The organism is Rubripirellula amarantea (genome assembly GCF_007859865.1).
GTDB lineage: Bacteria > Planctomycetota > Planctomycetia > Pirellulales > Pirellulaceae > Rubripirellula > Rubripirellula amarantea.
Map to the genome: position 1 here is coordinate 1263737 of NZ_SJPI01000002.1, position 13322 is coordinate 1277058.

The 13322-nt window shown below is 53.4% G+C and carries 8 protein-coding genes; 2 read left to right on the forward strand and 6 right to left on the reverse strand.

Annotation, left to right across the window (positions count from 1 at the left end):
- Nucleotides 1-13: 13 nt before the first annotated feature.
- From Pla22_RS18480 to Pla22_RS18490, 3 genes are all read right to left on the reverse strand, one after another.
- Nucleotides 14-1876: a sodium:solute symporter family protein gene (locus tag Pla22_RS18480; RefSeq protein WP_146516228.1), complete on the reverse strand. Its 1863-nt coding sequence runs from the start codon at nucleotides 1874-1876 to the stop codon at nucleotides 14-16.
- A gap of 69 nt (nucleotides 1877-1945) precedes the next feature.
- A complete protein-coding gene (gene nagB, locus Pla22_RS18485) occupies nucleotides 1946-3886 on the reverse strand; it encodes a glucosamine-6-phosphate deaminase (RefSeq protein WP_146516229.1) in 1941 nt (646 codons plus the stop codon).
- 8 nt (nucleotides 3887-3894) lie between these two features.
- On the reverse strand, nucleotides 3895-4983 hold the full coding sequence (locus Pla22_RS18490; RefSeq protein ID WP_146516230.1) for an ROK family protein: 1089 nt from the start codon (nucleotides 4981-4983) through the stop codon (nucleotides 3895-3897).
- Nucleotides 4984-5293: 310 nt separating this feature from the next.
- On the opposite strand from Pla22_RS18490, the gene Pla22_RS25740 reads away from it, so the two are divergent.
- Together Pla22_RS25740 and Pla22_RS18505 are read left to right on the forward strand one after the other, a co-directional pair.
- A complete protein-coding gene (locus tag Pla22_RS25740; protein WP_242632152.1) occupies nucleotides 5294-7294 on the forward strand; it encodes a purple acid phosphatase family protein in 2001 nt (666 codons plus the stop codon).
- A gap of 127 nt (nucleotides 7295-7421) precedes the next feature.
- Nucleotides 7422-8468 (forward strand): Gfo/Idh/MocA family protein, encoded by a 1047-nt coding sequence (locus Pla22_RS18505; RefSeq protein WP_146516231.1) that lies wholly within the window; start codon nucleotides 7422-7424, stop codon nucleotides 8466-8468.
- A gap of 148 nt (nucleotides 8469-8616) precedes the next feature.
- Here Pla22_RS18505 and Pla22_RS18510 read toward each other — a convergent pair whose 3' ends face one another.
- The 3 genes from Pla22_RS18510 to Pla22_RS18520 form a co-directional block, all read right to left on the reverse strand.
- Complete coding sequence (locus Pla22_RS18510; protein WP_146516232.1) at nucleotides 8617-9057, reverse strand: response regulator; 441 nt, start codon at nucleotides 9055-9057, stop codon at nucleotides 8617-8619.
- Between the two features lie 19 nt (nucleotides 9058-9076).
- Nucleotides 9077-10495 carry a protein kinase domain-containing protein gene (locus tag Pla22_RS18515; protein WP_146516233.1) on the reverse strand — a complete coding sequence of 473 codons (1419 nt, stop codon included), beginning with the start codon at nucleotides 10493-10495 and terminating at the stop codon, nucleotides 9077-9079.
- A 132-nt stretch (nucleotides 10496-10627) separates the two neighbouring features.
- On the reverse strand, nucleotides 10628-13009 hold the full coding sequence (locus Pla22_RS18520) for a PAS domain-containing sensor histidine kinase (protein ID WP_146516234.1): 2382 nt from the start codon (nucleotides 13007-13009) through the stop codon (nucleotides 10628-10630).
- Nucleotides 13010-13322 lie beyond the last annotated feature (313 nt).

The following is a 13322-nucleotide window of genomic DNA, read 5'->3' on the forward strand; positions in this document are numbered from 1 at the left end:
AACCACAAGAACACTATTTAGGACTACCGGCCGTTTCGTCAGATTGCGTGAGCCGACGCACTAGGATCGCGACAATGATCGAGAACACTAACGCAAACGCACCGCAGGTAAATGCCGCGGCGTAGTGACCGAAGATTAGGTTTCCAATTCCGGGTAGCACCGAATAGACAATTCCGGTGGCGCAAATCGCCGCAAGCAAGGACATCACGAGGTCCTGGTCCACATTCACGCCGGGATTGCGTTCGGCGACTGGTTTCCAAAACGGGCCTCCGGGACGCACCTTTCGATAAAACGCATCCAGCGTGCTGTCGCTTTCCGGCGGAGTCAAGAATGTCACCAATACCCACAACACGATCGTTAGCAAAGCAACGAAAAACATTTTGACCTCCGGTCCTGGTGCGTCCATGCCCATCGCACTGAAGGCAGGTCCTACTGAGATGAAAAACACCAGCGAACCAAACATCGAGACAATTTCACTCCAAGCATTGATTCGCCACCAAAACCAACGCAGCATGAAGACAGCGCCAGTGCCCGCGCCGAGCGCCAGCAGTAATTGCCATGCTGCATCGACCGACTTGCCAAACATCAACACCGACGCGACACCGCCTCCGATTAAGACAATCAGCGACGCAAACCGCGAGGCCTTGGTTAATTGACGTTCCGTGGCCTCGGGGCGTAAAAAACGTTGATAGACGTCGCGAACAAGATACGACGCTCCCCAGTTCATTTGGGTGCTTAAGGTTGACATGAATGCGGCGAAAAACGTGACCGTCAACAAGCCCCGCAAACCCGCCGGACTCAAATCGCGCATCACTCGGGGAAAGCCGACTCCCGAGTCAAAAGCAGGATCCGCTAACTCACCTTGCCGTAAATCCGGGTACATCGCCAAGGCTGCCAGCGCCACGATTAACCAGGGCCATGGACGAACGCAATAGTGAGCGATCTGAAACCAAAGGGTCGCCAACAACGAATGCCGCTCGTCCTTGCAAGACGCCATCCGTTGGACCACGTATCCGCCACCGCCGGGTTCGGCACCGGGATACCAAGTGGCCCACCACTGCACCAGCAACAAGAGCAGGAACACGTGCACCGGCATCCACGCGTTTTCGCCCGTGAAGTCAGGAATCAAATCGAAAGCGGCAGTGCCGCCCTCGCCAAAATTCTCGACCACTCGTGCTTCCAGTTCCCGAGCGCCGCCAAAATGTCCGATCGCCAACCACGCTAGCGCCGCGCAACCGAACATGGCCAAGCAGAACTGCAACGCATCTGCGACCGCAACACCCCACATGCCCGACATCATCCCGTACACACCCACTAACGCAAGCGTCGCAAAGATGATGATCCACGGTCGATATGCGAGAGCGCTTTCACCAAAAAGCGATACTTCTAGGCTCGATGCAGGAACCTGGTATAGGATCGTCTCGTTCAACACCGTGTACATCGCTGACGTGACCCATCCGATAATGATTGGATTAACGATCATCGAGATGTAGATCGCGCGTGAACCGCGAAGCAACGCTGCTGGCTTCCCCGAGTAACGCATCTCAACAAGCTCGACGTCGGTCATCACTCCGGAACGACGCCACAACCTCGAGTAGATAAAGACGGTTACCATTCCGCCGAGCGCGAATGACCACCAAACCCAGTTACCCGCTAAGCCGTGCTGGATCGTTAGCCCGGTTACCGCGAGCGGCGTATCGGCGGCGAACGTGGTCGCCACCATCGACGTGCCAGCGACCCACCAGGGGAGCGATCGTCCCGAGATGAAGTATTCTGAAATGTCCTTGCTGGCTCGCGATCGAAACCACAAACCAATTCCGATCGTGACCACGAAGTAGGCGGCTATCACAACGTAGTCAATCGTTGTCAAAATCATCGAGTGGAGCTTCCTTGAGTTGCGATTACGATTGCCTCGGCCAGTTTCATTCGGCTTTGCTCAACGGACTTAGTCGCGTTTCCAGCGAACGAAGCCTTCCATCGCTTGATATTGAGCCATCCCCAAGGCATCGTAGACTCTTGCGGTGTCAGCGTTTCGAGCCTCCGCACGCTGCCAGAATTCTCGCATGTCCGATCCAGGAAACATTGCTCGATCTTTCTGCGATTCGTGTTTGAAGATGGCGACGCGTTTCTTATCGACCTCTTGAGGACTCAACGGAACGGCCATCTCGATTTCGTGCGGTCCCCATTCTTGCCATGCACCTCGATACAGCCACACATCGCAGGACTTCATCCAATCGTCATTCTGACATTCACGACAGGCTTTGAAGATGATGTCGAGACACGTTCGATGCGTTCCATGCGGGTCCGACAGATCGCCGGCGGCATAAATTTGGTGTGGTTGGATCTCTCGCATCAAATCAACCGTCAATTGGACGTCCTTCTCCGTGACATGCCCTTTCTGGACACGACCGGTTTCGTAAAACGGAAGATTCATGAAGTGCAATTTTTCCTCGGGGATACCACACACCCGGGCTCCGGCAATGGCTTCGCCGCGGCGGATCAACCCTTTGATTCGGCGCACTTCGTCACTGTCGACCTGGTTGGGATCTTTGTTTCGAAGCGACTGGGTGATTGCCGAATCAAGCTCGTCAATCCGCGGGCTACTGATGCTGAACTCTTCGCAGTACTGAGTGATAAAGTCAGCAAACCGAAGCGCGTCGTCGTCGAACACCGCGATATTGCCGGAGGTCTGATAAGCAACGTGCACATCGTGGCCCTGGCCAGCCAAACGGATCAGGGTTCCGCCCATCGAAACGACGTCGTCGTCGGGATGCGGAGAAAACGCGAGGATCCTTTTCGGGAATACATCATCGCCCACCGAAGGGCGGTCACCCGCTTGTTTAGCGTGTTCGGGTTTGCCCGCCGGCCAACCCGTGATCGTCGCTTGCAGTTGCCGGAAAACTTGCAAGTTGATTTCATAGGCGCTTCCATACTCGGCCAACAATCCTTGCAGACCATGTTGGTTGTAATGAGCGTCCGTCAACATCAAGATGGGTTTACCGACTTCTTGAGACAACCCGATCACCGCTCGGCGAACCATCGCCCGATCCCACACCACATCACCACAGGACCAAGGTGCGATCACATGCGATAGTGCCGAAGCTGCACCACTGTCGATGATAAATTCGGCTTGATCGTGCAATTGAAGAAACGTCGCAGGCACGGAAGGATCGACGCCACCTTCGATGGTGCGAGCAACGATGCTCGCTTTGTTGTCTCCAAACGCGAGCAGTAGAATTCGACGAGCCTCCATGATGGTGCCGACGCCCATCGTGATGGCCCGTCGCGGCACATTCTCGATCCCAAAAAAATCGCTAGCGGCATCCGTTCGCGTCACGTTGTCAAGCGTGATCATTCGTGTCCGCGACCTGAGATCTGATCCGGGCTCATTAAACCCAATATGGCCGGTCCGGTTGATGCCTAATACTTGAATGTCGATTCCACCCGCTTCCGCGATCATACCTTCGTAACGACGACAGAAATCGGCAACCTGTTCCGTAGCCAGCGTACCATCGGGTATGTGGATATTCTCGGGACGCATGTCGATGTGACTGAACAAGTTTTCGTTCATGAATCGAACGTAACTCTGCGGGCCATCAGGCTCCATTGGCAAGTACTCGTCCAAATTGAACGTCGTCACGTTGGCAAACGAAAGCCCTTCCTCGCGATGCATTCGGACGAGTTCGACATAGACATCAATAGGCGACGATCCCGCAACCAGTCCCAAAACGCAAGTCTTGCCTTGTGATGCTCGTGTCCGAATCAACGACGCAATCTCGGTCGCCACGGCTGAACTGGCGCTCTTGGAATCGGCAAAGATGCGGAAAGCGATACTTCCGGGTTGGTCACCGTCTCGCTCGGTCACGTTTGAATCTTGAAACGACATTGCAGAATTCACGTTCCTTGCTCCGCGAATGAGGTGGTGTTCTTCAACAGGCTCGACGATGCTGCATCCCAAGCTTCCGACGACGTCTCTCGGGCCTGCTCAGCGAACAAGGCGGCTCCGATCACTCCCGCATCCTTGCCCAGCGTGGCAAACTCGATGTGCAAGTGCTCGCCGACTTGCACCAACGATTGCTTGACCACCGTTTGTCGGACAACGTCCAAGAACCGTAGCCCAACCGTCGATTCCGGACCTCCGAAATCCATCGCACCGCCGAACAAGACGTAGGATGGATCAGCGATATGGCAAAGGATAGACACTGCATGCCCGACATACCGAGCGGTTTGGCAAACGATTTCGACTGCGGTTGCGTCGCCCTGTTCGGCAGCTTGAGCAATCAGGTACGGACTCAAGTCATCGATGTCTTGATGAAGCACACTGCCCGGATTGTCTCGCAGCATTTCCTTAGCAATCCTAACGACACCACCGGCACCGGCGTAGGCTTCGACGTGCCCGCGCTTGCCGCAACCGCAAAGCCAAGCATGGTCGGCAGCATCGATCACGACGTGTCCTAGTTCGCCGCCGATCCCCGAATCGCCGCAATGAGGAACGCCGTTGAGAAGCAGTCCACAACCAATTCCGGTACCAAGCGTCACCAAGGCTAACGAGCGACCGTCAAGATCGCGAGCCTTGTACTCGGCAAGGGCCGCCGCGTTGGCATCGTTCAACAACACCACTGGCTTCTCGAGGATTCGCGTTGCGACGTCGGTGAGTGAAACATTCGTCCACGCAGACAAATTGGCCACTTCCCGTAGCTCATCCACGTCCGGGGCAAGCACTCCGGGGGCAGCCAAGCCAGCCGCTTGCAGTTGATCGAACTGGTACCCCAAAGTCTCGATTTGGCGTTTCGCAAAGGACAGGGCAAACTCAAACACCTCTCGCGGTCCTAGGAAGTCTTTCGTCAGCACCTGTTCCAGCGCGACGATCTTTTCTTCACGAACCAAGGCAAGCTTGATCGACGTTCCACCTAGATCGATGCCCAGATAAATGGGTGCGTTCCGATTCGCATCTAATTCGGTCGCGGCGTTAGATTCAGACACGAGAGAGCATTTACCTGGCGAGGTTGTAAGTCAAGATTCACGTGTAGAAACAGCACGTTGCACGAATCTTGCGTGAAGCGTGGCCGCTAGCACCACATTCAAACGCAAACAAATTATAGTTATCGCTATCCCGCAGGCCCACGGTGTTTTCCACAAAGCAGCTCCGCAATTCATGACGACGACCGCTTTGCCCGACCTACAACCTGCGTCGCAACACGTAGACCCTGCGTCGCAGCACCTACACTCTGGGTCGCAGCACCTACACTCTGGGTCGCAGCGAGCCGCCATCCTTTGCCTGCGAATCGCAGTTTTGATCCAGTGTATCGGTTTGGGCGGACGTTATGTCTTTTCGGCTAGCGAAACCGAAAGCGATATCTATGGTTTTTTATTCTTCGACCTAGGTTACCCCGAGATCCTAGCCCAAAGAATTGACGACGCGGGAGCGATCATCTGCCTAGTGGCCGCAGTAGTGATCGCTATCAATGCGGCGATTAACACTCGACTGACTCGGATTTTCGATACGGTCGCGGCAATATCGGTTTCGAGTTGGGTCATAACCATGGCGCTTGCCCATATGGTTCGGGGCGGGCTCTACGCTGAACTGGCTTTAGGCGAGTACGCTGTTCGAATTGCTGCACCCATCGCTTTAGTTTTGCTCAATCGAGAGAGCGTGACCGGTAACGAAAAGCATCGGCACGCGCCGGCGATGCAAGTCATGATCTACGCCGTTGCAGCCACTTTCCTGGTGCACGGGTATAAAGCGGTTCAATGCTATGGCCCCTTTACCGACTTGATCTTGTTGACTGATGCCAATACCTTGAGATTGAACTTCGAGCAGTCCCTTGTCGAGAATGCCCTCGTGGCCATTGGTGCCATCGATGTTCTGCTCGCTGGCTTGTTGCTAATCACACGCCTACCCGCGATCGCCTTTTACATGGCTTTTTGGGGAGCACTCACCGCGATTAGCCGGATGACCGCGTTTGGTTTATCCGCTTGGCCCGAAACAATCGTTCGGTCAGCTAACGCTGGCGTTCCGCTTGCCCTCGCCTTCTGTCTCGTTTTCACGCAAAAAGAAGTGCTGAAACTGTCCATGCCCACTCAAAAAGTACTTTCGACATTCTTGGCCGTCGCTGCCCTTGGTATCGGAGCTGCACTTGCAACATCGGCATCCGCAGATGCTCCACTTCAAGGCACTCAACCCGCACACTACCGTGTGATCTGGACAGACGATCCTGCTACCACGGCAACGATATCATGGAGCACCGCCGAGCGTGGGTCGGATCATCGCGTGAACTTCCATGAGCGAGCCGACCCGAGCAACCAAGGAATCGCAATGGCTGCTAGCGGTCGTTTCACCGGTGGTGAAGTCGAACTCTACTACCATCACGCTCGCTTAACCGACTTAAAGCCTTCGACGGCCTATGAAGTTCAAATGATCAGCGACGGCGAAGAGTCTCCGTTGCTGTACTTCGAGACGGCACCTTCAGACGATCGTCCATTCAGCCTGTTGCATGGCGGAGATTCACGTAGTGATCAGAAAGCTCGTCGGGGCGTGAATGCGATGATCGCGAAACTGGTCGCAGATTCTCATGAGAACGATGTACCCTCAGACGACATTATTGCGTTGGCTCATGGCGGGGACTACATCGTCAGCGGAAACAAAATGAACCTTTGGTCGATGTGGTTATCAGATCACGAACTGACAATCGGGACCGACGGTCGCATGTTGCCAATCATTCCCGCTCGCGGAAACCATGATCACGGTAAACCCTTCAACGAAGTGTTTGCATTCCCAGATGACGACAAGAACTACTATGGCATCAGCCTGGGTTCAGAGGTTCGGTTCGTGACGCTCAATTCCGAAATCAGCACAGCAGGCACGCAAGCTAAGTGGCTTGATAAGGAACTCGAATCCGCACGGGGCTCACACCGCTGGTTACTCGCTCAGTACCATCGACCGGTTTATCCGGCGGTGAAGAATCCAGGCGCTGGCTTGCAGAGCTGGGTGCCGTTGTTCGAGAAGCATAACGTTGACTTAGTTTGCGAAGCGGACGGACACAACATCAAGCGGACGCTCCCCATACGTAACAACAAGCATGACAAAACCGGCGTCGTTTACATTGGCGAAGGCGGTCTCGGCGTGCCACAGCGCACTCCCAAGACCGACCGCTGGTTCTTGCAATCACCCGGAATGGCGGACAAGGGAGACCACGTTTTCATACTTACGTTCGAAGCGGACACGCTGACCGGTAAGTGCCTGATGGTCAAAGGTGACGTCCGCGATCAATTCGTTCTGAATCGCCGCGATTGAACGTTCGAAGACTCGCCTGGCGATGTGATCATCGCACAATCGCGTCTACGATCCGTTAAAGTACTAACCTTGCGATTCCAGCATCTGCTTCCGCTCTCATGCCCACCTCAAATAGAAAGCCCACCTGATGAACCTATCTCAACGTCTACTACCGAGTTTGCAGTGGCTTTGTGTCTTCAGCATCGTTGCGATCAGTGCGTTTGCAAGCGCAGATGACTCCGAGACACTTCGAGTGGGTGTCATTGGACTCGACACATCCCACGTTCCGGCGTTCACCAAAGAATTGAACCAAACCCCGGCCAACCCAGAACTTCGAAACTGCCGCGTTGTCGCAGCGTATCCCTATGGCAGCCGCACGATTGAATCAAGCTACAACCGCATTCCAAAATTTACCGAGGAAGTTCAATCGCTTGGCGTAGAGATCGTAGATTCGATCGACGAACTACTCAAACGCGTCGATTGCGTGTTGTTGGAAACAAATGACGGCGGGCCACACTTAAAACAAGCGCTTGAAGTATTTCGTGCCGGCAAACCTGTTTTCATCGACAAGCCAACCGGTTCAAACCTTTCGGAAGTTGTCGCGATCTTTAAGGCGGCGGAGCATTATCAGGTTCCGATGTTCTCAGCTTCTTCACTTCGATATAGCAAAGGTGCACAAGCGATACGCGGCGGAAAAGTGGGCGATGTCCTGGGTTGCAATACCTATAGCCCTTGCACGTTAGAGCCTTCTCATACCGATTTGTTCTGGTACGGGATTCATGGCGTCGAACTGCTCTACACCTGCATGGGACCGAATTGCCAATTGGTGCGTCATACCTCCACCCAAGATCGCGAGGTCGTTGTCGGTGTTTGGAACAACGAGCGAATAGGGATCTATTACGGCATGCGGAAAGGTCCTCATGGTTACGGCGGCACAGTTTTTGGCGATAAGGCAACTGAACCGATCGGCAAGTACGACGGGTATCAACCCTTGCTATTGGAGATCGCCAAGTTCTTCCGTACCCGAAAGCCTCCGATCGATGCATCCGAAACCATCGAGATCTATGCCTTCATGCAAGCCGCGTCGCTAAGCAAAGAACGTGGTGGGGAAGCGGTCATGATCGAGGAAGTCATCAACACCGCCAATCAAGAGGCAAACGTTTTACTCGATGGCCAATTACATCCTAACAAGTAGTTGCGTCGTCGAATCGCACTGAGCACCACGCATTTGCCAAGACGTTGACCGGACTGCAAGCGGCGTGGTCGCTAACGACACATCAGTTTTCACGTTAGTTACACGTCAATTTCCGCGTCCTTAACAACTGGTCGCACCGCGAATGTTGCTAAGGGATTTCAGGTGCCATCGCCGCATCGAACCAAAAATCGCAGATCGAATTTACGATGACTTGGAATTCGTGGACGTCGACGGGTTTTACCACGTAGGCATTGCACCCGAAGCTGTGACATACCAACAAATCCGTGTTTGAACTTGAGGTCGTCAGCACAACGACACGATGTCGTTTGAGTTGGTCATCGTCAGCAAGGGCACGCAGAACTTCACGACCATCCATGATCGGCATGTTCAGGTCCAGCAGAATCAAATCAGGCGTCGGCGCGTCTTCGTAGCCCTCGGTTTTGCGTAGAAACTTCAGACATTCAATTCCGTTGCCAACGTGCGATAGGTTGAGGCGACGATCGGTTCTACGAAAGCTCTCGCGCGTTAGCTCGACATCATCCGGGTTGTCTTCGACAAGCAGAACTTGATTTTCTGGTTTCATTTCCATGACGGTATCCGTACGCAGTCTAACTGCTGTGACTGCATCGGCTCATCGTGATAAAGATGGTGCGTTCTAATAGATGAGCGTTCAAATCGTTCTTGCACGCAAACTCATCTGCTCCCGCTTCGATACAGGCTTGACCAAGTTGCAAATCATCTTGTCCAGTGAGGACAATGATCGCGGCTTTCGAAACCGCTTCGCGCATTCGTTTCACCGTCTCGACACCGGAACTGTCGGGAAGCCGAAGGTCAAGAAGTACGACATCAAGCGAATCGAGACACATCGCCTGTTGAATGGCGACTCGCAATGTGTTTGCCGTATTGACCGTCACCGAGCTATTGCCTCGCTTCAGTAGTTCCACGGTCAATAGCATGTCGTCCTGATCATCTTCGACCACTAGAACGTGCACATCTTGTTTGGCTTGAGTAAACACCGTCGGACATACGTTCTCGAGCTCTTTGGTGACCTCGGACATCGTTGCGTAGCGATCGTCAACTTTGTGAGCAATCATTTTGGACCAGATTCGGCGAACTTCATCCGGCGCGCATTCACTCGGCAATTCTTCCAGCCCTTTCTGATAGAGCAAACACGCAAGTTTTTCGCCTAGCGTACCGCCTCGAACTCGCGGACGACCGGTCAGCAAAAAAAACCACGTCGCTCCCAATGCATAGATGTCTGAAGCCGCCGTCGCTGCCTTCAGTGATTTGGCTTGCTCAGGCGCCATGAACTCAGGTGTTCCCAAGCAAAGTTCACCATCGGTATTGAACTGGTTCTTCGAGTCGTGTTCCTGAGTTTCCGATAGCGCCGCCAACCCAAGATCAGCAACCTTGACGCGATCGTAGTGGAACATCAGGTTTCCGGGCTTCACGTCGCGATGAATCAGGCCGCGCTCGTGAGCATGTTCAAGGCCGCGAGCTGCGTCGAGCATGATGTGGATGGACTCTTCCCAGGAAATCGGCCCCGCCCGGACGACGTGCTGGTGCAAGTCGGGACCGGTCAACTCTTCCATCACGATGTAAGGGACGTCCTCGTGCTCACCCACCTCGTAGGCGATCACAACGTTCGGGTGCGCCAGATGCTGCGCGAGCTGCATTTCTCGCTTGAATCGCTCGTTCAAACGCAAGTTCTTGATCGACTTCAGCGCAACACTGTCGCCCCCAGCAATGGGCCGCGCTCGATAGACATGACCGGCACCACCTTCGCCCAAGAGCGCTTCGATACGGTACCTTCCGATCACCTTCTCAGTGGCAACAACCAAATCTTGGCGATTTAGCTCAGGATCAAACCCGCTCCACGCAATGAGCTCGTTGTGAATTAGCTGGAGTTGCTCACTGGAAAATTGCTTGGTTGCCCGCAGATTATCAATCAACGATTCAGAAGAAACTCGTGTTGGACTGAGATCACTATCATCCCGATCTCTCGATTCCTTCAAAACGGTCATCATGAATCAAAAACGAGTAACGAATAGGCATCATCCAGGGGGATTGTAATATGTACACTAGAGGTACGAAAGAGGCTAATTGTTGACAATTTGCGAGTGGCACTTCTGGAAACGTTCCTTCACACGAAAGTCGTATTAGGCGCCCTCGTCAATGGAATCTTTCAAGACCGGAAGCGTTACGTGAAAGGTGCTCCCGACACCTTCGGCTGATTCAACCCAAATTCGTCCACCATGTCGTTTTACAATCCGCCGGCAAACCGCCAATCCGATCCCGGTTCCGGGATATTCCGAGCTGGTATGCAATCGCCTAAACACTTCGAAAATCCGTTCGTGATAAACGTCGGCAATTCCAATACCGTTGTCTTTGACGCTTAGAGTCACCTCGTTATCGTTGGCCGTCGTTGAAACGTGAACGACTGGTTTTTCGCGGTGGTACTTGATCGCGTTGCCAATCAAGTTCATCAGCAGTTGAGTTAGCTGAGCCGGATCGCCAAACGCCATGGGCAAATCGTCTCGCGTGACTTCAGCATCGAACTGAACAACCGATGCGTTCAAAAGTTCTATCGCATCCGCGTAGACATCATTCAGCGAAATCTGCTCAAACGGCGCCGCACGTGATTCAACTCGAGAGAACTGCAAGAGATCATCGATCATCTTTTGCATCCGTTTGACACCCCTGACAATTCGTGAGATGTAATCGTCTGCCCGAGCGTCCAACCTGCCGGAAAAGTCGGACTGCAAGAACTGAGAGAAGCCAGCGATAGCACGCAAAGGCGTCTGCAAGTCGTGCGAGGCAACGTAGGCGAACTGCTGCAGTTCAACATTGCTCTCTTGGAGCGCCAAGTTAGCTTCCTGGAGCGCGTCATTAAGCCGCTTCAGCTCTCGTTCCGATTCTCGACGTTCGGTAATATCAACGTGAACGCCGGTCATACGAAGAGGCTTACCGTCGGAATCGAACACCGCCTTTCCCTGCGCAAGCATCCACCGATAGGAACCATCTTTGCACCTCATCCGAAACGTTGATTTGTACTCAGGTGACCGGTGCTCGAAATACTCAGCGACCATTTGATGAGCCAGTTCCACATCGTCGGGATGAAGTCGCGATTCCCAGTCCTGGAACTTGTTCCAATCGGTCTCCGGTGGATAACCTAGTTGGCGTTTGTACGTTGTTGAATAGGTAACCTCGTCGTTGGTCGCGTTCCAATCCCAAAGACCCACGTTGGCTCCGACTAAAGTCAACTCCAAACGATCCCGAGTCGTCGAGAGGTCGTCGGTTCGAGTTGCAACGAGTTGCTCGAGCTTCTCGGTGAGCTCACGCTGAGCAACGGTAAGACTGATTCGCTCAGAAATATCCAGAAACGTCACCACCGATCCAACCAGATCACCGTTTTCGGTCAACGGATACGACCAGTACTCAACCGGAAACGAGGTCCCATCCTTTCGCCAAAACACCTCATTATCAACGTTAACGCCTTCGCACTTTTGAAAGGCAAGATAGATCTGGCACTCATCTTCGGCATAAACCGAGCCATCCGTTTTAGAATGGTGAATCAAACGATGCATGTTCTGATTCACAAAATCATCCGCACTTTCATAGCCCAGCAAGCGAGCACAGGCCGAGTTAGCGAAGGTACAGTTTCCTTCGAGGTCGAGCCCATAAATGCCTTCGGCTGTTGAATCAAGCAAAGCTCGAATTCGCGACTCACGTTCACCTAGATCAGCCGTAACCTTCTTCGCATGCGTCACATCGCGAACATAAGCACAAAACTGTTCTCCCGAATCGAGTGGCAGAGGAACGATCGTCAGCTCGACAGGAAATTCAGTCCCGTTTCGATTGAGCGCATACAGCTCTAACCGCTGATTTAGTATTGGACCTTCACCGGTTAGTCGGTAATGCTCAAGCCCACGCCGATGAGCATCCCGGTAGCGTTCCGGGATGATCAAATCAGTTAGTAGCCTACCTGTCGCTTCTGACTTCGACCAACCGAACGTTTGCTCCGCTTGATTGTTCCAATCGGTGACCGATCCACTTTGGTCTATTGTGATGACAGCATCCAAGGAAGCCTCAAACATCAATTGACTTCGCTGTTGACTGGCAGCCAACTTCGCTCGTTCGCCTTGCAACTCAGTCAACGATGCGTCCGACACCCCCTCGCCCTTATCTTTCAATCGTCCGCGGAATCCAGGCAGCGTTTGTAAACACAAGTACGTCGTGACGGCGATCGCCGTGAGCGCTAGACCGTTCTGGACTGCTACCGTAGCCACGCCCGCTGTTCTTAACGCCAAGATTGCGGCGACGAATGTAAGAATCAAACTCAATGTCGCTGCCGCGAGTACATGGCGTGCGATTTTCGAGCACTGAGCGATCGCAACTACTAATACATATCCAACCGCAAGGCTTTTCTGGGACTGCATATCAACGAGGAAAATCACCAATGCCAATCCCCCCGCAACAAAGAAGCGCAGGTTCCCTTTGCTTTCTGATATCACGTCTGAATTGCTGGTGCGGTTGGTCATCAAAACGTCAGGGCAAGAAGGTCGAACGAACCAATGTCTGCGAAGCGTTCAACATTAAGACTAACATAATTGGCTCACCCTACTTCCCAGTGACGTCTGAACACACATCATCAGACTGCTGACTATTCTGTGTCCGGCGGTATCGCGAGATGGCTACACAAACTCGCCGCGACATGTCCGTTGCGACCTCGCTGCGAATCAGATTTGCGAATCGCCTATGAAAAAGAGTGGCGATGCCCGATTGGCGGCACATCGGCACCACACAGTTTGTTTAGGATTAGATCCTTCGCTCGGTCGCCAGACTGGTTATCCA

Bases quoted from the DNA above. Each gene is read 5' to 3' on its own strand.
- Pla22_RS18505 (WP_146516231.1), top strand. From the start codon at position 7,422: ATGAACCTATCTCAACGTCTACTACCGAGTTTGCAGTGGCTTTGTGTC.
- nagB (WP_146516229.1), bottom strand. From the start codon at position 3,886: ATGTCGTTTCAAGATTCAAACGTGACCGAGCGAGACGGTGACCAACCC.
- Pla22_RS18515 (WP_146516233.1), bottom strand. From the start codon at position 10,495: ATGATGACCGTTTTGAAGGAATCGAGAGATCGGGATGATAGTGATCTC.
- Pla22_RS18480 (WP_146516228.1), bottom strand. From the start codon at position 1,876: ATGATTTTGACAACGATTGACTACGTTGTGATAGCCGCCTACTTCGTG.
- Pla22_RS18510 (WP_146516232.1), bottom strand. From the start codon at position 9,057: ATGGAAATGAAACCAGAAAATCAAGTTCTGCTTGTCGAAGACAACCCG.
- Pla22_RS18520 (WP_146516234.1), bottom strand. From the start codon at position 13,009: ATGACCAACCGCACCAGCAATTCAGACGTGATATCAGAAAGCAAAGGG.